This window comes from Halopseudomonas laoshanensis (assembly GCF_008365385.1).
In the GTDB taxonomy this organism is placed as follows: Bacteria; Pseudomonadota; Gammaproteobacteria; order Pseudomonadales; family Pseudomonadaceae; genus Halopseudomonas; species Halopseudomonas laoshanensis.
The window spans coordinates 75,445-96,163 of sequence record NZ_QOVF01000002.1 but is presented as its reverse complement, the minus strand read 5'-3'; the positions used below and the strand labels follow the sequence as shown (position 1 = coordinate 96,163).

Sequence of the window (20,719 nt, the reverse complement as noted above, 5' to 3'; positions counted from 1 at the left end):
CATCTCAGCGGAAGGAGGCAGCATGCTCAAGTCAGTGAAAGTGCGGGATTACATGTCCCGCGATCTGGTGACCTTCAGCGAGCATATGGATCTGTTCAAGGCGATTGATGTGCTTCTGGTTAATCGCATCTCGGGAGCCCCGGTGATTGACCCCGCAGGCCATCTGGTCGGTCTGCTATCGGAGAGCGACTGTCTACGCAGTATCTTGTCTGGCAGTTACTTTGAAGAAGTGGGTGGAACCATCAGTTCGGTCATGACCGTCGTCGTCGAGACGATTGATGCCGACGCCGATATCGTCAAGGCTGCCGAACACTTCATCCACAAGGGCCGTCGACGCTTGCCAGTGGTGGATGAAGGCCGCCTGGTAGGGCAGATCAGCCGACGGGATATCCTCCGCGCGGTCAAAGCTTACAACGAGCATGGAGCGCCCAAGTGAGCTCTTACTCTGAGGATGATGAGCAGAGCCCCGACCCCCTCGATGGCGGTGCCGCAGCGTTGCCCGCCATCATCGGTGGCGGGTGCCTGGCGCGCTTTGATCCCGAAGACCTCAACGCTGAATCAGGCGCGGACTTCAGCGCACTCTGGCCAGGCGACTCTGCCAGCCCTGAAAAGGGCTGATCAGATTCGGAAGCTGCCGACCAGTTGCTGCAGGTGTTCTACTTGCTGTTCCAGCGAGCGGCAGGCTCTGAGTGTGGATTGCAGATTCTCCACCCCTTCCTGATTCAGCGTATTGATGTCGGTAATATCTACATTCAGGCTTTCAATGACCGAGGTCTGTTCTTCGGTAGCTGCCGCGACCGATTGATTCATGTTGTCGATTTCGCCAATGCCGCCGGTAATCTCGGCCAAGCGCTCCCCGGCCTGGCTCGCGACCGTTACCCCATGCTCACTGAAGCGCTTACTTTCATCCATTGCCTGCACGGCCGTCGCAGCGTCTCCACGTAGATCACCGATCATCTCGTGAACCTCCCGCGCTGAGCTTTGCGTGCGGTGCGCCAGGTTGCGGACCTCGTCAGCCACCACAGCAAAGCCGCGCCCGGCTTCACCGGCACGGGCGGCTTCAATCGCAGCATTGAGCGCCAACAGGTTGGTCTGTTCGGAGATGCTCTGGATGACGTCGAGAATCTTGCCGATGTCGGCGGTCCTGGCGTTCAACGCCTTGATACCGACACCGGCGTTATCGATTTTAGCGGACAGGTCATGCATCGCCTGCACGGTCTCGGCAACGACAGAGCTGCCCTGTTCTGCGCCCAGGCGCGCTTTGCTGGCCTGGTTGGACGCGTCGGCGGCATTGCGTGCAATTTCCTGCGCCGCGGCGCCTAGCTGATTGATGGCCGCCGCAACGCTGTTGGTGCGGCTGGCTTGCTCATCAGAACTCGCCAGGTTGGCGTTTGAGGCATCCAGCACCCGTAGTGCGACGTTATTCAGTTCGCCGCTGGTAGAGGCTACCTGGCGGATGGAGGCGTGAATCCGTTCGATAAACTGGTTGAAAGCACCGGCAAGCCGGCCGAATTCGTCGCTGCTGGTCACCGGCAGGCGCTGGGTCAGGTCACCTTCGCCCTGGGCGATGTTAGCCAGAGCCGCGCTGAGCGAGTTCAATGGGCGCAACAGGTAGTTGATCAGCAGACCGAGCAACAACACGATGCTGACCAATGCCACCAGGGTAGCGATGAGCGCAGAGACGCGGAAGCTGGTCAGGCTGGCAAAGGCTTTATCCTTGTCGATTGACAGGCCAACATGCCAATTGACCCCAGGCAGGCCTGTTACCGGCAGGAAGGTGACAATACGTGGTTGGCCATCCAGCTCGACCTCGGTCAGGCGATTCTCGATTGCCGGGCTGGCGCCAGCAAAAACGGCACCCAGGCTTTTCATTTGCAGCGCTGCGTCGGGATGAACCAGCACGGTGCCGTCGCTGCTGACCAGAAAAGCGTGGCCCATCCCATTGAAATCCAGCGCATTGATGATGCTGGAGACTTTCTGCAAATTGAGATCACCGCCAACAACGTTGTTGGCAGAAGGCGTGGCTACGGTGATGATCAGGTCGCCGGTAGCTGCATCCAGATAGGGTTCGGTCAGAATGGTTGAGCGCTGAGCTTTTACTGCGCTGTACCACGGCCGGGTTCGCGGGTCGTAGTCAGCGGGCATTTCGGACTCGGGGCGCATGGTGAAGCCGCCGCTGGTCTCGCCCAGATAACTGAAGTCGAAAGTCTCTTCCAGCGTACGCTGTTCCAGCAGGTCTATTCTGCGGCTGCCATCATCGGCTGCCAGGTTCGCTGCCAGGCTCTCCATCAATAGAATACGGCCAGACAGCCAGTTGCTGATGTTCTCGGCAGTCAGACTGCCGGCATCGGTCAGATAGGTGCGCAGGTTGTCCTGCAGCGCCTTGCGTTGGATGTAGTCGTTGTAGACAGCGAAAGCCAGAAACACCGACATCACCACCACACAGGCGGCCATCAGTATCTTGTGGCTGAAACGTAAATGAGTGGGCATGGAAGCAGCGCTCTGAAGGGGATTAATCAGCGTAACGTGCGCTGGCGAGAGAACTTTAAGATTAATAGTGCTATTGGTCGGAAAGAATGCTCGTGAACAGGCGATCGGCACGGCGTTGCGCGATATGAAACCATTCGATCAATTTCTTAAAGTAGCTATCAAGATAGTGCTAGCCCAGCCGACAACCACCCTACGCAGCCGCAGTGGTAGCGACACCCAATCCTCTAATAGAGACTCAATATGAATCTAAGAAATCTGTCTATTGCTGCTCGTCTGGCGGGCGGCTTCATCATTATTGCCGCTGTCGTAGTTTTACTGGGTACCCTGGCGATGCGCGAAATGGGTGGCATGCGCGATCAGGCCCGCGAAGTAGAGCAGGTGTGGATGCCGAGCATTCAACTGGTCAGTGGCTTTGGTCAGGATATTTTGCGTATTCGGGTGCTGACGCTGCGCATGCTGTTGGTGGAACAAGGTGACAGACAGGCGGTGGAAAATACCATCGTCAAACTGATTGGCGATCTTAACTCGGCTGAATCAGCTTATGAAAAAATGATCGTGCACGAGGAAGAACGTCAGGCATTTTCTAGCTTTACCCGCCAGCGCGGGGAGTACATGCAGGTGCAGTCGCGCGTTGCGCGCTTTGCGCTGGGTGGTCAGGACGATCAGGCACTAGAGCTGATCAGTGAGCAATTGAACCCGCTGGCCGACGCCATGGTGCAAAGTCTTCAGGCTCTGGAGCGTATCAATCTGGAGGGCGCTGCTCAGGCCGGGGAGGCATCCCGGGCCAGTTACGCCAGCGCGAAACAGATGGTAATTATCTTTATTGTTCTCGCGGCACTGTTGACTGTGTTCCTCGCCTGGATCCTGACCAACAGCATTGTTCGTCCGATACGTCAGGCGGTGGAAATTACCGAAAGCATCGCCACGGGCGACCTGACCCAGCAGTTTACCGCTACTGGCAAAGACGAGTCTGCTCGCTTGCTGCGCGCACTGGCCAAGATGCAGGAGCAATTACGTAGCACCTTGCAGGGTATTGCCAGTTCTTCTACTCAGTTGGCCTCTGCGGCGGAAGAGTTGAACGCAGTCACAGAAGACGCCACCCGTGGTTTGCAGCGACAGGACGATGAAATTCAACAAGCGGCCACTGCGGTAAACGAAATGAGCGCCGCAGTTGACGAGGTCGCCAATAACGCGGTCTCCACCTCCGAACAGTCTCGAGCCACCAGCGATACCGCTATTGAAGGTCAGCAGCAAGTGGTACGCACAGTAGCGAGCATCGACAAGCTGTCGGGTACCATTCAGGCCACCGCCAACGAAGTGCAAGAGCTGGCGGAGAAAGCCAAGAATATCAGCCGGGTACTGGATGTGATCCGCGCGATTGCCGAGCAAACCAACCTGCTGGCGCTGAACGCGGCGATCGAAGCGGCGCGGGCTGGTGAGCAGGGTCGTGGCTTTGCGGTAGTAGCGGACGAAGTACGCGCTCTGGCGCACCGCACGCAGCAGTCAACCAGTGAAATCGAAGAAATGATCGGCACCATTCAGCAGGGCACCGAACGGTCGGTAGAAGCGATGAACATGAGCAAGACCATGGCCGGCAGTACGCTGGAACAAGCGGACGCGGCAGGTAAGGCACTGGAAGTCATCACCGCAGCCATACTGCAGATCAACGAGCGCAACCTGGTTATCGCCAGTGCCGCAGAAGAGCAGGCGCAGGTAGCACGGGAAGTGGACCGCAACCTGGTCAACATCCGTGATCTTTCCACCCAATCAGCGGCAGGGGCAGAGCAGACCAGCAGTTCCAGCCGCGAGTTGTCGCGTCTGGCCGTGGATCTGAACGATCTGGTCAATCGCTTCAAGCTGTAAGCCTCAAGCGAAAAGCAGGCAATAAAAAACCGCACCCAATCGGGTGCGGTTTTTTTCTGCCTGCGGGTTATATCAAGCAGGTTCGGTGCTTTGTTGTACTGCTTTGGTTTCAGCCTCGGCGCTCTGTGGAGCCGGGGTGCGGATCAGGTAATCAAAGGCACCCAGAGCGGCGGTGGAGCCTGCACCCATGGCGATAATGATCTGCTTGAACGGCACGGTGGTCACGTCGCCTGCGGCAAATACGCCCGGCAGGGAAGTGGCGCCGCGGCTGTCGATCTCGATCTCGCCATGCTTGCTCAGGGTCACCGGGCCGCCTTTGAGCCAGTCGGTATTGGGTATCAGGCCAATCTGTACAAAGATACCGGCGACATCCACCTGCTTGCTTTCCTGGGTCTCGCGGTCCGTGTAGGTCAGCCCGACCACCTTCTTGCCATCGCCACGTACTTCTGTGGTCTGAGCGCTCTTGATGATCTTGATGTTGGGCATGGAGCGCGCCTTGCGCTGCAACACTTCGTCTGCGCGCAGGGTGTCAGCGAATTCCAGCACGGTCACGTGCTCAACGATGCCGGCAAGGTCAATCGCCGCTTCGATACCCGAGTTGCCACCACCAATCACCGCGACGCGTTTGCCCTTGAACAGCGGGCCGTCACAATGCGGGCAATAGGCAACGCCCTTGCTGCGATATTCCTGCTCGCCGGGTACGTTCATTTCTCTCCAGCGTGCACCAGTGGCGAGAATGACCGAGCGACCGGACAGCGTGGCACCGCTTTCCAGCTCTACCTGGGTGTAACCGCCTTCGGCAGTAGCTGCGCTCAGGCCGCTCGCGGTCTGCTCGGTGAACACTTCAATGTCGTATTCCTTGACGTGCTCTTCGAGGCTGGCAACCAGCTTGGGGCCTTCGGTGTAGTTGACCGAAATAAAGTTCTCGATACCCATGGTATCCATCACCTGGCCACCAAAGCGCTCGGCTACCAGTGCGGTGCGAATGCCTTTACGCGCGGCATAGATAGCTGCAGCTGCGCCGGCCGGTCCGCCGCCCACAATCAGTACTTCATAAGGCTCTTTCCCGCTCAGTTCGGCGGCCTTGCGCTTGCCGGCGCCGGCGTCCAGCTTGTTGACGATTTCCGGCAGCGTCATGCGGCCTTGGCCGAAGGGCTGGCCGTTCAGATAAACCGACGGCACGGCCATGATCTGACGCTGTTCCACTTCGTCCTGGAACAATGCGCCATCGACCATTACGTGGGTAATGTTCGGATTCAATGTCGCCATCAGGTTCAGCGCCTGGACCACGTCCGGGCAGTTCTGGCATGACAGGGAAATATAAGTTTCGAAGTGGTACTCCCCGGTCAGATGGCGGATCTGGTCAAGCAGTGCCGGATCGGCCTTTGAGGGGTGGCCGCCTGATTGCAGCAGGGCCAATACCAGGGAGGTAAATTCGTGGCCCATGGGCAAACCGGCAAAGCTGATACGCGGCGGCACACCGCTCTGCGCGATGCTCATGCTCGGTGTACGTTCAGCTTCGATCCAGTTGAGGGCGATCTTGGGCGACATTTCAGCAATCTCGCTCGCCAGTTCGCTCAACTCTTTGCTCTTGGGGCTGTCATCAACAGACACGCTGAGTTCTATCGGGGTGACGATATTCTGCAGGTACGTGTCCAGTTGCTTCTTCAGATTCGCGTCCAACATAAGCGTGTCCGTCCTTAAATTTGGTTAAATGCAGGCGATAAAAAACCCGGCCCGCCTACCGGGAGCGTGAGCTCCCCGGCGGGACGGGTTCAGGGGCAATGCTTAGATCTTGCCTACCAGGTCAAGCGAGGGAGCCAGAGTAGCTTCGCCTTCTTTCCACTTGGCCGGGCACACTTCGCCTGGGTGAGCGGCGATGTACTGAGCTGCCTTGACCTTGCGCATCAGGTCTTCGGCGTTACGGCCGATACCTTCAGAAGTCACTTCGACTGCCTGGATGATGCCTTCTGGGTCGATGATGAAGGTGCCACGGTCAGCCAGACCCATGTCTTCGCGCATGTTGTCGAAGTTGCGGGTAATGGCGCCAGTTGGGTCACCGATCATGGTGTACTGGATTTTGCCGATGGTCTCGGAGCTGTCGTGCCACGCTTTGTGGGTGAAGTGGGTGTCGGTAGAAACAGAGTAGATCTCTACGCCCATCTTCTGGAACTCGTCATAGTAATCAGCTACGTCGCCCAGCTCGGTCGGGCAAACGAAGGTGAAGTCAGCGGGGTAAAAGAAGAACACTGACCATTTGCCCTGAATGTCGGCATCGGTCACTTCAATGAATTCGCCGTGCTTGTACGCCTGGGCTTTGAAAGGTTTGACTTTAGTGTTGATTACGGACATCAGTAACTCCTTAATGAGTTGGTTGAATTAATTGAGTGGGTTGAAAGAAGTCGCCATCTTAGTGACTGACTCGCGATTTGATAAATAAATTCCAACTAACCCGTACATAGACTCTAACTATCTATGGGCAGTAACCAATAATTCAAGGGGTGTGCAGCCGGTCAGAGCCTGCGGGTACAGGCTAAAAGCATCGATGGCTGTCTAGGGTGGGGCTTGTGCCCTCTATGATAGCCTCTACCGGGCTTTTCATTTAATCTTTGATGAGCGGATTATCGCAGATAATGGCGGTCGATTGGGTCATCTGGCCATAGTATTAATCTATCCCATACATAGTGTTTCAACGTCAGCAATCTCGCTGCTGACGCCAGCGCTTGATACAGGTATTCATAATGTTGACACACCTCGATGCCCAAGGGCAGGCCAGCATGGTGGACGTGACATCAAAGGCGGCCACCTCGCGCGAAGCGGTCGCGGAATCGATCGTCCGCATGTTGCCCGCAACACTGGAGCTGATTCAGCAGGGCGGGCATGCCAAGGGCGATGTATTTGCGGTTGCGCGCATCGCCGGCATCATGGCGGCCAAGCGCACGCATGAACTGATTCCGCTATGTCATCCGCTGATGCTCACCAGCATCAAGGTTGAGTTGGTTGCCCAGGCGCCTGATACCGTGCGGATCACCGCACGTTGCAAGTTGGCTGGCCAGACTGGTGTTGAAATGGAAGCACTCACAGCGGCAAGCATTGCCGCCCTGACGCTCTATGATATGTGCAAGGCCGTGGACAAGGGTATGGTGATAGAGGCGACACGCCTGCTGACCAAGACCGGTGGCAAGAGTGGCGATTTTCAGGCGGAGCAGCGGCCATGATCCAGCTGCAATTATTTGCCCGTTACCGCGAGACGCTCGGCGTTGAGCACGAACAGATTCCCTGGCGTGATGATTTCACGGATCTGCGCTCGTTACGTGATGCCCTGGTAAAGCGCGGGGACGCCTGGCAGGTGCTGGATGAGACGCAGCTGATGTGCGCTCGCAATCAGACCATGTGTAGCCTTGATGAAAGGCTTGAAGACGGCGATGAGATAGCCTTTTTCCCGCCGGTCACCGGAGGCTGACATGGGTATTGTCGTACAGTGCGCCAGTTTCGACCCTGGCCAGATGCTCAATCAGTTGCATGCCAGGCAACAGGGTATTGGTGCGGTTGTGAGTTTCGTCGGCTACGTGCGGGATTTCAATGAGGGCAGGGAAGTGGCCGGTATGCTTCTTGAGCACTACCCCGGCATGACCGAAAAAGCGTTGCAGACGATCACCGAGGAGGCCGCAGAACGTTGGCCGCTGTTGGGTATAGAAGTACTGCATCGGGTCGGTCATTTGGCCCCTGGCGAGCCCATTGTGTTTGTCGGGGTCAGTTCCGCACACCGTCAGGCCGCCTTTGATGCCTGTCATTTTATTATCGACTATCTGAAGACCCGAGCGCCGTTCTGGAAAAAGGAAAATACGCCAGAAGGGTCGACCTGGGTCGAAGCGCGCGAGACAGATGAAGCCGCACTGACGCGCTGGCAGCAACCTGGCTGAAACACGGCCAGGTGGTCGTGGTAAGGTATGCGAATGAGATGTAACCGAACGCAGCAACGAGAGGCCCAACATGGCAGCGCATGATTCCAGCGGTAACCAACGCTTGATCGACGGCCAAGGCCGGCGGATCGAGTATGTGCGCATGTCCGTGACGGATCGCTGCGACCTGCGTTGCGTTTACTGTATGGCTGAGGACATGACCTTCCTGCCCCGCGCCCAAGTGCTCAGCCTGGAAGAAATCGAGCGCCTGGCACACCTGTTCGTGCAGCAGGGCGTCAGCAAGATCCGCTTGACCGGCGGCGAGCCGCTGGTTCGCCGCGGTATAGTCGACTTGTGCGGCCGCATTAGCGGATTGGCCGGATTGCGCGAGCTGGTCATGACCACTAACGGCTCGCAGCTAGCCAAATTGGCCAAGCCGCTTGCCGACGCGGGTGTCAGCCGGCTGAACATCAGCCTGGATAGCCTCGACCCTGAGAAATTCAAGGCAATTACGCGCACCGGCGATTTGTCGCAGATTCTGGAAGGTATAGAAGCGGCGCGCAGTGCAGGCTTCAAGCGTATCAAACTGAACACAGTGGTGATGAAGGGCCGCAATGCCGACGAAGTGCCGGCGCTGGTCGACTTTGCCCTGGCGCGTGATCTGGATATTACCTTTATCGAAGAAATGCCGCTGGGCGATGTAGGTCGTTCCCGTGGTGAAGCTTTCTGTTCGAGTGACGAGGTGCGCGAGCTGATCAGCCAGCAGTATCACCTGCTCGACAGCACCGAGACCAGCGGCGGCCCGGCACGCTATGTGCGCGTTGAAGGTTATCCGTCAGCGCGTATCGGTTTTATCTCTCCGCACTCCCACAACTTTTGCTCTACCTGCAATCGGGTGCGCATGACCGCTGAAGGGCGTTTATTGCTATGCCTGGGACAGGAGAACTCGATCGATATGCGCGCGTTGCTGCGTCGCCATCCTACCACTGACGCTCCGCTGCTCGAGGCGCTGGGCAAGGCGTTGCAGCAGAAGCCAGCACACCATGATTTCAATGTTAATGGCGACGTGCAAATCGTGCGCTTTATGAATGCCAGTGGCGGGTAAGTGCTAACCCTGTTGATGTGGATCAAGGACCTGGCAGCGAGCAAGGTTTAACCTTCGAACCTCTTAGTCCAGAGTTCGGAGCGCTTCGTCATGATTGATTCAATTCGCTGGGATGCGGGCCTCATCCGGCGTTACGACAAAGCCGGCCCGCGCTATACCTCATACCCTACCGCTTTGCAGTTCCACGAAGGTATTCAGCCCAGCGACATGCTGCAGGCATTGAGCGAGTCCCGCAGCGCGGCTCGTGATCTGTCGCTGTATGTGCATGTGCCGTTCTGCGCCAACATTTGCTACTACTGTGCCTGCAACAAGGTGATTACCAAGGATCGCAGCCGTGCAGTGCCTTACCTGCAAGCGCTCTATCGCGAAATCGAACTGGTCAGCGAGCATGTCGGTGCCGGGCAGAGCGTTGAGCAACTGCATCTGGGTGGCGGTACGCCGACCTTTCTCAGTCATGGACAGATGCGCGGGCTGATCAGCAAGATCCGCCAGCATTTCGCCTTGCATGACGATGATGACGGCGATTACAGCATCGAGATCGACCCTCGCGAAGCTGATTGGTCGACCATGGGCATGCTCCGTGAGGTGGGTTTCAACCGGGTCAGTTTCGGCGTGCAGGATATTGATCCCGCGGTCCAGCGAGCGGTGAACCGCCTGCAGAGTCTGGAGCAGACCCAGGCGATCATGGATGCCGCGCGGGCGCTGGAGTATCGCTCGATCAATATCGACCTGATCTACGGGTTGCCAAAACAAAGCCCGGCAAGTTTTGCCCGTACGGTTGAAGCCATCATCGATCTGCACCCGGACCGGTTGTCCATCTTCAACTACGCGCATATGCCCGAGCGGTTTTTGCCGCAACGCCGGATCATGTCCGCTGATCTGCCGATCGCGGGGGCCAAACTGGCCATGCTGGAGAACAGCGTGCGCCAGCTGACTGATGCTGGTTATCGTTATATTGGCATGGACCATTTTGCCCTGCCGGACGACAGCCTCAGCCTGGCGCAGGAGGGCGGCGAGCTACAACGTAATTTCCAGGGCTATACCACCCATGGTCATTGCGACCTGATAGGTTTGGGTGTGTCTTCGATTAGTCAGGTAGGCGATCTTTTTTGCCAGAACACCAGCGACATCAAGGCCTACCAACACCTGCTCGGTGAAGGCCGGCTGGCAACAATGCGCGGATTGATTAGTGGGGATGAGGATCGCTTGCGCCGGGCAGTCATTGCCCAGCTGATTTGCCATTTCAATCTGCGGTTTGCTGATATTGAAAGCCGTTTCGGCATCGTCTTCCGCGATGTCTTTGCCGATGTCTGGCCGGCGCTGCAGCAGATGCATACCGACGGGCTAGTTTGTCTAAGTGAGCAGTCGATCGAGGTGCTGCCTGCGGGAAGACTGCTGATACGCTCGATCTGCATGCTTTTCGATGCCTACCAGCAGCCGGTCGATAGCGGTCGCTTTTCACGCATCATCTGAGCGAGAGGCGAGGGCTAGCGTGCGAACCAGATCGTGTGCTTTGGGCCCCGATTGCCGTGGGCGAAAACCTGTACTTCATTAACCCTGAACCCTGCCGAGCGCAGCCTCGCGCTGAAGCGCTGATCGATACTGGCGGACCATACCGCCAGTATGCCGCCCGGCCGCAACGCGCGCTTGCAGCCCTGCAACCCATCGGTACTGTACAGCCAGCTGTTCACCGACTGGGTCAGGCCTTCAGGTCCGTTATCTACATCGAGCAGGATGGCGTCGAACTTTTGGGTATCGGTTTTCAGGATACGTGCCACATCCTCGTGCAGGACCTGAGCGCGCGGGTCTCTGGTCGGGTAACCGGCTTTGGCGCCCAGTGGGCCCTGATTCCAGCGGATAACGCCTTCGAGCAGTTCGGCGACCAATACCTGTGCCTGCGCGTCTAGCTCCGCAAGCGCAGCGGCCAGAGTAAAGCCCATGCCCAGGCCGCCGATCAACACCCGCGCATCGGTTCTGCCGGCAATCTCGGCGCAAGGCAGCCGGCCCAGGGCATCCTCTGAACCGTGCATGCGGGTGTTCATCAACTGCCCACCCTTGCCATCTTCACGCTTGATGATGAAATCATCGCCGTATTCAAACAGGCACAGGTCAATCCCTTCATCGGGGATGGGCGTGGAGTCGAGCAACACGAATTTTTTCAAGGCGGGCCTTCATTCAAAATTGGCAGCGGGAAATGGCGAGCTATGGTCATGCACCCGATCTGCCCAGGGCAGATCAGGTGGTCATTCAGGAGCGTACCGGTATGCCAACGCTGAAGGAAATAACCCCTTCGGCTTGCTGCACGTCAATGCGGCTGCCATGTGCGCGGGCGATTGCCGAACAGATATACAGACCGATTCCCAGGCCGCCCTTGTTGCGCTCAGGCGAGCTGGTTTGCTGTTTGAAGGGGACGAAAAGAGTCGCCAGTTGCGCCTCGCTCAATGGCGTGGCGGCGTTGCGAATAGTTAGGCGCACCTCACCCTGTTGTTCTGTGAGCACAATGTTGACCGGAGACGCCGGAGTCTTGTGATGCCGGGCGTTGCTCAATAAATTGACCGCTACTTGCGCATAGCGATCCGGATCTACATTGGCCTGTAGCCCAGGCTGAATCTCAATATCCAGCAGCAGGTCGGGATAGGCCAGCAAGGTTTCATCGACAATAGCTTGGACCAACTGGGATATATCGGTCGGTACGCAATTGACCACGATGTCCGATCCTGCCTGAAGGCGGCTCATCTCCAGAATCTGGCTGATAAGGCGCTCCATGCGGCTGCTGGAATAGGTGATATGTTCGCGCAGCTCGACACTGCGTACGTCGGAAGACTTCAGCAGCGCGGCGGCCATGGAGATCGATTGCAGCGGGTTCCGCAGATCATGCCCCAGGGTGGCAATCAGCCGTTGGCGCATGCGGTCAATTTCTGCCGCGCGGTTCAAGCACAGCTCCAGCAGTTCCAGGCGCAATTTTTCTGCGACGCTGAAATCCTGTTCGGTCCAGGGGGCTGATCGCCCGCGCACCACTTCCTCCCAGGCCTCAAACGAGCCTCTGGGAGTCAAACGGGCCCCGGACGGCCCCTGAGCGACGATCTTCTCCGGTTTGCCGGCCCACTGCACCTTGTGTACTTCTTCCATCCTAAACCACAGCATCCAGCCACCTTCATCGCGGTGAAAGCGCACCGCCAGTACACCACAATAACGCTGGCTTGCGACATCACCGGCGTGGTGTTGCCATTTTTCGCTGTAGTACATGTCCTGGTTTTCGTTCTTCTGCAGCTCGGCAATCAGCTCCAGAGCAATCTCGCCGAAGTCGCCGTGCATGCTCAGAATCCTGCCGCCAAGTACCGCCGCGGCGCCGTCGCAGGGCATCAGTTCCGCTATATTCAGCTCCGGCTTGGCTAGCGCAGCGAGCATGTCGTCTGCTTCGCGCACCTGGCGTACCAGTTCAGCTAGGCGTCTCTCGGCCTTGTGCTGAATATCGTTCATGCGGGTCGCTTCCAGGCGCTCGACCATCGCGCTACAGACGTGGGAACAGACCTGAAAAGACATGCGCACCGGGTGAGGTAGTGTCTTCGGTGACATATGGTGGCAGGCAAACAAGCCCCATAGCTTACCCTTGACCACCAGTGAAACGCTCATGGAGGCTTGCACGCCCATATTCGACAAGTACTCGCAGTGAATCGGCGACACGCTGCGCAGCGTACTGAAGCTTAAATCGAATGGTGAACCGTTGGCCGGGTTGCGCGCTGGGAAAATTGCAGCGCTGGTGTAGGCCACATCGGCAATCAAGCGGATGGGATTCTGGATGTACAGGCGTCTGGCTTGTGCAGGTATATCTGAGGCGGGGTAACGCTGGCCAAGATAACTGATCAGATCCTCGCGCCGCGCTTCGGCGACTACTTCACCCGACTGGTCCGGGCGGAAACGATAAGCCATGACTCGATCGTAGCCGGTCATTCGGCGGATTTCCTCGGTCACGCTGGCTAGCAGCGTGTCGACATCATTGCACATCTGCACCTGGGTGATGATCCGCTGTGCGTATTGCGCAAAGGTTGAAAAGGAAGCAGACACCGGCGGGCGCGGTTCAAACTCCAGATACACCACGTTGTCATGGATGTGGCCAACGACGTCGAAGGTCTGACCATTCAACTGCGTCTCGGCGCTGTTGGCCCAGACGCCATTGGCCGCCAGCCCTTCGCTCAACAGTTCCATGACCGTGCTGCCGGCTTCGACGGCACGCAGCTTGACGTTCTCGAAGACCTCAAAGCCCAGGAGCTGGCTGAAGTTCTCGCTGTAGGCGACTACCGTGCCGTCCTGATTGAAGGCCAGCATGGCGCCGTGTGGCTGAATGGCGCCGGGCAGATGAATGGGCTCATCTTCGCAGTTGGCGAGGGTTACGGCTTCGGAAATGGCACGGTCGGTTGCAGTCAAATCCAGGATCTCTCAGTGTCAGGTGTTTCGTCGATCACCCAACAACGAAATGACTGGAATGCCTGCCGAGCGGACTCTTGAGCTTCCAGAATACTTTCCTGGCTGACGACATGCTGGGCGAGCAGTCGTTGGAACGATGTCCAAAGTGGGCCGGTTTCGACGCCGTAGCCCTTTAGCCAGTTAAGGGGCAAACCGGGCAAAAACGATGCCAGCCGGTTGAACAGAAATGCACCGCCCAATGTGGCCCCTTCGGACACGTAAGCGACGCCAAAAGACTGCGCTAGGGTCCTGGGTACAGGTACATAGGGACAGTGTTCGAGCTCGGCCAGTTTAGCGGCGTTGTAACCGGCGTTCAACAGGTCCTGTTCGATCCATTGGACTTTGCCGCGGCGTTTGGCGATCTGAATTTCGTTGGGCCAGAGTGACGCAGCGGGCCCCTCCCACAGACCTTGTTCCAGCGGTGCCATCCATCCGAGCACACGTGCTGCGTGGTCGTTGTAGACACTTTCCGGCAGAGGGCGGCGGAGCAAAGGCGAGAGGGTATCAAGCTCTGAATGAAGGTCGCGGGTGGCCTCGCGTAATGCGATAAGGGCAGGAGAAACTTTCACTTGATCAGTCAAATTGACGGTCCTCAGGTGTGTAACGTTTAACATACCCAAGCCTGGTTCATTTGCTTGCATCAAGTCCGTCTGATCGACTCTCGGCCTCTCTCATATTTGCTGTTTTCACACAGCCAACTCGGCGTTACCAGGGTTGGATTCTAACTTTCCTATAACTATTAAGAATGTTCAGAGGGGCAAAAGTTCATCTTCGTTATGAAGGGGGGCAGCCAGGACTGCCCCCGTTAACCTGTGCTAAGGCCCGCAGGAACGCCGCTTGGGCGAGCCACCAGCGCAGGTGCACGTCGTTCCATATCAGCGCTATTACCCAGGTTCACGCCTGTTTGGACATGGCTTTTTCAGCCAGTTCTTCACTGCGGCGATTAGCCGGGCGGTTCTGGAGCTCTCTCCAGTACTCGACAAATTCCGGACGTTTTTCCAGCGTGCCGAACAGCATGCCCCAGCCGATATGCGCGCCGACATAAACATCCGCCGCTGAGAAACGCTCCCCGGCAATGTACTGGCGGCCACCCACCGCATCGGCTAGCACGTCCGTGACCCTTTCCAGACGTCCGCAGCCGAGCTGCATTTCCTGCTCGGCATTGAGGTTCACATTACAGGCCCGCAGCCCGACGGCGGCCTCAAAGGGCCCGGCAACAAAAAACAGCCAGCGGTAGTAGGGCCCGAGTGCGTCACCCTCAGGTTTCAGACCTGCCTCGGGAAAAACGTCGGCCAGATAGGCACAAATGGCGGCGGTTTCAGTAATCACTACGTCGCCATGACGGATAGCGGGCACCTTACCCATGGGGTTAATTGCCAGATATTCAGGCGACTTCATCGAAGAGCCATATTCCAGATACTCGATCTTATAGGGCACGCCAAGTTCTTCGAGCATCCAATGCACTATACCGCCGCGCGATTGGGGGTTGGTGTAGAACACAAGATCCTTACTCATGCTGACCTCCGGGGGACGATGGGCTGGGTTAGTGACCGGGGTATCGGCTTCCATCCCGGTGCGGCGTGCGCAAGGACGCCCCCAACTCGTGCGCTAACGCACAAGCACTCACCGGTCTGCGGTGCCGGTGGAGTAACTGCATGAGATCAAATAGGCGTGAAGTGCGCGACACTATAAAAAGATAGCACGCGTAACTCTGATTCGGGGTGAAGCAGGAGTTATAGGGAAATTACAAGAGCGCAGCGGGTAAGAAGTGGAGCGGGTGAAGGGAATCGAACCCTCGTCGTAAGCTTGGGAAGCTTCTGCTCTACCATTGAGCTACACCCGCGTGCTGCGCATTCTAAGCAGTTGCTCAGAGTTCGGCAAACACCTTCATAAGTTATTTTTTTAAACGCCAGTTTGCAGACCCGCAGCAACCTTTATCAAGCGGCTGTAGCTGTCTTTGCGCAAAGTCTGGTCAAAGATTGAGCTGCTGACAATCAGCTCATTTGCGCCGGTACGTTCCAGCAGATCGGCTAACTGCTCGGCCACTGCTTGCTCGTCGCCGATCAATGTGCCGGCCAGGGTAGACATTACCTGATGTTTTTCATGCGGCAGCCAGAGCTCGCTCATATCTTCTACCGGTGGCGGCATAGGTCCTGGTGTACCGCGAATCAGGTTGAGAAACGCCTGTTGGTGGGAGCTGGCAAGAAAGTGCGCCTGCTCACGGCTCTCAGCCACGTAGGCATTGATGCCGAGCATTGCGTGCGGTTTCTCCAGCTCCGCACTGGGCTGGAAACTGTCACGATAGGCGCTCAACGCGGCATGCAGGTAATCGGGAGAAAATTGTCCAGCAAATGCGAAGGGCAAACCCAATTGGCCAGCCAACTGCGCGCTGAAGGTGCTGGAGCCAAGCAGCCAGATCGGCACGGCCAAACCGGCACCGGGTACCGCGCGCAAACGCTGGCCGGGCTTCGGTTCGGCAAACAGCCGGCGCAGCTCGTCAAGCATTTGTGGAAAGTCCGAACCGTCGCCGCGGCCGTGGCGCAGGGCCTGAGCAGTGGCCTGATCTGTGCCGGGCGCACGACCCAGGCCGAGATCTATCCGCCCCGGATAGAGGGATTCCAAAGTACCGAACTGCTCGGCAATCTGCAGCGGTGCGTGATTGGGCAACATGATGCCGCCTGAACCGATCCGCAAGGTCTGAGTGCCCCCCGCGAGGTAGCCCATCACCACGGAGGTCGCAGCGCTGGCGATCCCGGTCATATTATGGTGTTCGGCGACCCAGTAGCGCTTGTAGCCGATGGCTTCCACGTGCCTGGCGAGGGAAAGCGCATTGTGCAGCGCCTGAGCAGGTGTGGAACCCTGCGGCACCGGGCACAGATCCAGCACGGAAAGGGGAATGGCACGGCTCGACATAAGTACTCCTGCACAGAATTAAGTAATGGCGTTATGCTAACGACTAAACATCCGGTCGCCTACCCAAACGGGCTGGCCTGCATGGCGCGACCGAATGCATCCGATGTACCTGTCTGCTTATCGGAGTAGTTATGCAGAGATCAAGGTATCAGGCTTTGAATGCAGTGGTGATGGCTGTTTGTCTGATAGGTCTGCCGAGTTCGGCCAGTGCGCTGAAATTGCTCGACGAACAAGGCAACGTACTGAGTGACGTAGTCATTCTAGTGGATGGGGTCGCTCCCAAGCCAGCCGCTCCCGCGGTCATGGACCAGATAGATATGCAGTTTCAGCCGCGCGTGCTGGCTGTAGGTACCGGCAGCCGGGTGGATTTTCCCAATAGTGACGATGTGCGCCACCACGTTTATTCCTTCTCTGCCGCCAAGCGCTTCGAGTTACGCCTGTTCAAAGGTACCGACGCCCCTCCGGTGGCATTCGAGCAGCCCGGCCTGGTGGTGCTGGGGTGCAATATCCATGACTCCATGGTCGGTTATATTCTGATCACCGACAGCCCTTGGTATGACGTCAGTGATGCCCAGGGCCAGCTCGATGCCAGCCAATTACCCGGCGGCAACTTGCCCGTCTCCTGGTGGCATCCCAGCCTGGGTGAAGCGGCTCCTGTGAGCCTGGGCGAACTTGATCTGCACCTGACCGCGCAACTGACGTTGCCGGTGGCCTCGACGCCGGTCGCTGTGGAAAAACCCCTTTCACCGCTGCAACAGCGCTTCCGCAAGGCTGCAGAGCAACATGCGTATTAAGCAGCTACGTAGCCGGCTGATCCTGCTCTTGATGGGATTGTTGGTTGTCGTGCTGGGCGCCGTGTTTGTCGCGGTGTACAGCGCCACGGATATTTTCGCCGGGCGTCAGGCGCACAAGCAGCTGGAGTTGGGTGCAAACGTCTTCAGTCGGATTTTGGAGATGCAGGCGGAGGAGTTGTCCAGTGCTACCGCAGTGTTGGTCGCCGACTATGGTTTCAAACAGGCCGTGGCATCTGGGGATCTGCCAACCATTCGCTCTGCGCTGCTTAATCAGGCTAGCCGAATAGGCGCTGACGAGGCGTTGTTTCTCGACGCCGAAGGCGTTATCAAGGTTTCAAGTCGAACGCCAACGGTGGGTGAGCCGGTGCGATTGAGCGCCGCGCAGCAACTTAACAACAACGCCTTGATCGCGATCATCGATGAACACGCCTATTTGTTGGTGGAAGCCTTGGTGATGGCGCCAGTCCTGATCGGTCAAGTAGCCATGGCTTTTCGTCTGGATGCTGAGTTGGCTGAAGAAATGAAGCACCTGAGCGGCTTGGAGGTCAGCTTTGTCGCCATGCGCGATGGTCAGCCCCTGGACCGCGTCAGCACGCTGGCTAGCTACGACTCCTCGCTGGATAACGGTGGCGCTGGGCTATCCGTACAGCAGGTAGCGAAAGACGCTTTTTTATCCACTCGCATCGTCCTGCTGGAGCAGGACGGTTATCGCGTCAAAGCTGAACTAATGAGCTCGCTGAGCGAAGCGCTGGCGGTGTTTGACGAGCTGAAACGGCAACTGATCATCATTACCCTGGTGGCACTAGGTCTCTCATCCTTGGCGGCCTACGCCATGGCCGGCAGTCTTTCGCGGCCGGTCCGGGTGCTGGCCGATGCGGCAAGACGCATTGGCCAGGGTGACTATGCCAGTACAGTGCATCTGCCCCGCGCAGATGAACTGGGACGTCTGGCCAGCAGTATCGATACCATGCGCCAGGAGATTGCCGAGCGCGAACTGCAGTTGACGCACAATGCCTACCACGACCCGCTGACCGGGCTGGGAAATCTGGCCAAGACCCGCGAGCGCCTGGCTGATGCATTGGCGAGCCAGCAGTCAGGTGTATTGGTGATGCTATTTATTGCCGGCGAGGAAGATGTGCTCAAAGCGCGCGGGCAACACTTTCATGACCAGGTCATTGGTTTCTCCGCAGAGCGATTGCATGACTGCGTACCAGCCAACAGCCTGCTGTCTTATTGCCCGGGGCAGGGCTTTTACATGGTGCTCAATGGACAGGAGCTGGATCAGGCAGTCGTCATCACCGACGCCCTGATAACCCAGCTAAGCGCGCCGCTGCGTGTGGATGGCGTGAAGATGACCTTGGCCTGGCTCGCGGGTGTGGTCGAGTGGCCACGCCATAGCGCGAACGCCGATGAATTATTGCGCCAGGTGGGCATCGCGGCGGCCGATGCACAGCCTGGACCGGAACGCATTGCGGTCTACCAGGCGCAGCGTGATGAAGACTATATGCGCCGCATGCGGTTGATCCGCGACATCCATTTTGCCCCTCAGATGAGGGAACTGGCTGTCGTCTTCCAGCCCAAGCTGGACTTGCGCAGCGGGCAGGTGACGCAGGTAGAAGCATTGATGCGTTGGCAGCATTCTGAGCTGGGACCCATAGCGCCTGACGAGTTCATCCTGCTCGCCGAGCAGACCGGCAGTATTCACAAGCTTACGCAGTGGATGCTGGCAGCGATAGTCTCACAGCTGCGCGACTGGATAGACCGTGACATCCACTTGCAGGTGGCAATGAATATTTCGGCGCTGGATCTGGATGACGAGAGCTTCCCCGAGTGCATCGCCATGATCCTTCAAGCCCAGGACATCCCTCCGGGCTACCTGTCCTTTGAAATAACCGAGAGCGCATTGATGCGCGATCCAGTGCAAAGCATGCGCAGCCTGGTGCGCTTGCGCGAGCTGGGATTCAGCCTGGCAGTGGACGACTACGGTACCGGTTACTCGTCGCTTGCAACCTTGAAGAGCTTGCCGGTGCAGGATCTGAAAATCGACAAATCCTTCGTGCTTGACCTCGCCGAGGGCAGCGATGACGCGGTAATCGTCAAATCAACCATAGAGCTGGCCCACAACATGGGCCTGCGCGTGGTTGCCGAAGGGGTGGAAAATGCAGTGAGCCTGGAGTGGCTGCGCACCTTGGGCTGTGACACCGTGCAGGGCTACTTTGTCAGCCGCCCGGTGACGGCCGCGGCGCTGGAAGGCTGGCTGGTCAGCCAACGGACAACGGATGTAGAGGGCAGCAGTTGATGAAAGGCTCCTGGTTACTGCTGGCGCTCGGCCTGAGCTCAATTGCGGCGCAGGCCGAGCGCGGCCCGACCGAGTCGGCCTTCACCAGCCCGGGCGGGCGATTGCTGGCTACTGGTGGCGCCACCATGATCGAAGGCGCTGCTGGTGGTGGCCTGGTGCCCTGGGCGGTGTTGGCTGGCTACGGAACCCGCGATGAGTGGGGCGGGGATGTTTTCGCCACGCGAGTACAGACCGCCGATTATCGGCTGGACACCGCTGGCCTGAACTTCAGCTATGCCAATCGAATTGAGCTGTCCCTGGCTCGCCAGCGGTTGGATATAAGCACTTTAAGCAAGGGCGCCGGGCTACCTGAGAGCAGCTTGAATCAGGACATCTTCAGCGCCAAGGTGCGCCTGTTCGGTGATCTGGTCTACGACCAGTTGCCGCAGGTGGCGCTGGGCATGCAATACAAGCGGCAAACCAATTTTGCCATTCCCAAAGCGGTAGGGGCGCGGCGTGACAGTGATACCGAGGCGTATCTGGCGGCCAGCAGGCTGGTACTGGGAGGAGCCTTTGGCTACAACCTGCTGGTCAACGGCACCTTACGCTATAGCCGGGCCAACGAGACGGGATTGCTGGGCTTTGGCGGTGACCGGCGCGATGCCCGCAGTTTGCTCAAGGAGGGCAGTGTGGCTGTCCTGCTGAGCCCGCAGTGGGTGCTGGGCGTGGAATACCGGGAAAAGCCCGATAACCTGTCATTTGCCGGAGAAAGTGACTGGCAGGATGTGTTCGTCGGCTATTTCCCCAGCAAGCGTCTCGCTCTGGTCGCCGCCTGGGCCGACCTGGGCGAGATCGCCACGCTGGATAACCAGACTGGCGTGTATCTGTCCATGCAGTTGAGCTACTGAGG

19 protein-coding genes and 1 tRNA gene are annotated in these 20,719 nt (G+C 58.0%); 11 read left to right on the top strand and 9 right to left on the bottom strand.

Features of this window, described 5'->3' with window-relative positions:
- Nucleotides 1-22 precede the first annotated feature (22 nt).
- Nucleotides 23-436, top strand: coding sequence for a CBS domain-containing protein (locus DT594_RS07015; protein ID WP_149332040.1), 414 nt, complete (start codon nt 23-25; stop codon nt 434-436).
- Nucleotides 433-618 carry a hypothetical protein gene (locus DT594_RS07010; protein ID WP_149332039.1) on the top strand — a complete coding sequence of 62 codons (186 nt, stop codon included), beginning with the start codon at nt 433-435 and terminating at the stop codon, nt 616-618. The genes DT594_RS07015 and DT594_RS07010 overlap by 4 nt, the downstream gene beginning before the upstream one ends.
- Here DT594_RS07010 and DT594_RS07005 read toward each other — a convergent pair whose 3' ends face one another.
- Nucleotides 619-2,490: a methyl-accepting chemotaxis protein gene (locus DT594_RS07005; protein WP_149332038.1), complete on the bottom strand. Its 1,872-nt coding sequence runs from the start codon at nt 2,488-2,490 to the stop codon at nt 619-621.
- A 240-nt stretch (nt 2,491-2,730) separates the two neighbouring features.
- Here DT594_RS07005 and DT594_RS07000 point away from each other — a divergent pair, with 240 nt between their 5' ends.
- On the top strand, nt 2,731-4,353 hold the full coding sequence (locus tag DT594_RS07000) for a methyl-accepting chemotaxis protein (protein ID WP_149332037.1): 1,623 nt from the start codon (nt 2,731-2,733) through the stop codon (nt 4,351-4,353).
- 72 nt (nt 4,354-4,425) lie between these two features.
- On the opposite strand, the gene ahpF is transcribed toward DT594_RS07000, so the two are convergent.
- Entirely contained in the window at nt 4,426-6,039 is a 1,614-nt protein-coding gene (ahpF, locus tag DT594_RS06995; RefSeq protein ID WP_149332036.1) for an alkyl hydroperoxide reductase subunit F, read from the bottom strand.
- Nucleotides 6,040-6,141: 102 nt separating this feature from the next.
- Complete coding sequence (gene ahpC, locus DT594_RS06990; protein WP_149332035.1) at nt 6,142-6,705, bottom strand: alkyl hydroperoxide reductase subunit C; 564 nt, start codon at nt 6,703-6,705, stop codon at nt 6,142-6,144.
- Between the two features lie 389 nt (nt 6,706-7,094).
- Between ahpC and moaC the strand changes: the two genes are divergently transcribed.
- From moaC to hemN, 5 genes are all read left to right on the top strand, one after another.
- The gene (moaC, locus tag DT594_RS06985; RefSeq protein ID WP_149332034.1) at nt 7,095-7,571 is read left to right on the top strand and encodes a cyclic pyranopterin monophosphate synthase MoaC; all 477 of its coding nucleotides are present in this window, start codon (nt 7,095-7,097) and stop codon (nt 7,569-7,571) included.
- Entirely contained in the window at nt 7,568-7,816 is a 249-nt protein-coding gene (gene moaD, locus DT594_RS06980; RefSeq protein WP_149332033.1) for a molybdopterin converting factor subunit 1, read from the top strand. Before moaC ends, moaD begins: the two co-directional genes overlap by 4 nt.
- A 1-nt stretch (nt 7,817) precedes the next feature.
- Nucleotides 7,818-8,276, top strand: coding sequence for a molybdopterin synthase catalytic subunit MoaE (gene moaE, locus DT594_RS06975; protein WP_149332032.1), 459 nt, complete (start codon nt 7,818-7,820; stop codon nt 8,274-8,276).
- Nucleotides 8,277-8,346: 70 nt separating this feature from the next.
- Nucleotides 8,347-9,360, top strand: a complete 1,014-nt coding sequence (gene moaA, locus DT594_RS06970; protein WP_149332031.1) for a GTP 3',8-cyclase MoaA — start codon at nt 8,347-8,349, stop codon at nt 9,358-9,360.
- A 90-nt stretch (nt 9,361-9,450) separates the two neighbouring features.
- Nucleotides 9,451-10,833 (top strand): oxygen-independent coproporphyrinogen III oxidase, encoded by a 1,383-nt coding sequence (gene hemN, locus DT594_RS06965; protein ID WP_149332030.1) that lies wholly within the window; start codon nt 9,451-9,453, stop codon nt 10,831-10,833.
- Nucleotides 10,834-10,847: 14 nt separating this feature from the next.
- On the opposite strand, the gene DT594_RS06960 is transcribed toward hemN, so the two are convergent.
- The 6 genes from DT594_RS06960 to DT594_RS06930 form a co-directional block, all read right to left on the bottom strand.
- Entirely contained in the window at nt 10,848-11,522 is a 675-nt protein-coding gene (locus tag DT594_RS06960) for a spermine/spermidine synthase domain-containing protein (protein WP_149332029.1), read from the bottom strand.
- Between the two features lie 85 nt (nt 11,523-11,607).
- Nucleotides 11,608-13,785, bottom strand: coding sequence for a GAF domain-containing protein (locus DT594_RS06955; protein ID WP_178091476.1), 2,178 nt, complete (start codon nt 13,783-13,785; stop codon nt 11,608-11,610).
- A complete protein-coding gene (locus DT594_RS06950; protein ID WP_246164583.1) occupies nt 13,782-14,405 on the bottom strand; it encodes a biliverdin-producing heme oxygenase in 624 nt (207 codons plus the stop codon). Before DT594_RS06950 ends, DT594_RS06955 begins: the two co-directional genes overlap by 4 nt.
- A 313-nt stretch (nt 14,406-14,718) precedes the next feature.
- Nucleotides 14,719-15,339, bottom strand: coding sequence for a glutathione S-transferase family protein (locus DT594_RS06945; RefSeq protein ID WP_149332028.1), 621 nt, complete (start codon nt 15,337-15,339; stop codon nt 14,719-14,721).
- Between the two features lie 254 nt (nt 15,340-15,593).
- Nucleotides 15,594-15,667: transfer RNA gene (locus DT594_RS06935), tRNA-Gly, on the bottom strand.
- A gap of 59 nt (nt 15,668-15,726) precedes the next feature.
- On the bottom strand, nt 15,727-16,737 hold the full coding sequence (locus tag DT594_RS06930) for an LLM class flavin-dependent oxidoreductase (protein ID WP_149332027.1): 1,011 nt from the start codon (nt 16,735-16,737) through the stop codon (nt 15,727-15,729).
- 131 nt (nt 16,738-16,868) lie between these two features.
- Here DT594_RS06930 and DT594_RS06925 point away from each other — a divergent pair, with 131 nt between their 5' ends.
- Genes DT594_RS06925 through DT594_RS06915 form a run of 3 tightly spaced genes read left to right on the top strand, consistent with a single transcriptional unit; the run spans nt 16,869 to nt 20,717 of the window.
- Complete coding sequence (locus DT594_RS06925) at nt 16,869-17,531, top strand: methylamine utilization protein (RefSeq protein ID WP_246164582.1); 663 nt, start codon at nt 16,869-16,871, stop codon at nt 17,529-17,531.
- The gene (locus DT594_RS06920) at nt 17,521-19,830 is read left to right on the top strand and encodes a putative bifunctional diguanylate cyclase/phosphodiesterase (protein WP_149332026.1); all 2,310 of its coding nucleotides are present in this window, start codon (nt 17,521-17,523) and stop codon (nt 19,828-19,830) included. The genes DT594_RS06925 and DT594_RS06920 overlap by 11 nt, the downstream gene beginning before the upstream one ends.
- Nucleotides 19,830-20,717 carry a DUF3034 family protein gene (locus DT594_RS06915; RefSeq protein ID WP_149332025.1) on the top strand — a complete coding sequence of 296 codons (888 nt, stop codon included), beginning with the start codon at nt 19,830-19,832 and terminating at the stop codon, nt 20,715-20,717. The genes DT594_RS06920 and DT594_RS06915 overlap by 1 nt, the downstream gene beginning before the upstream one ends.
- Nucleotides 20,718-20,719: the final 2 nt, after the last annotated feature.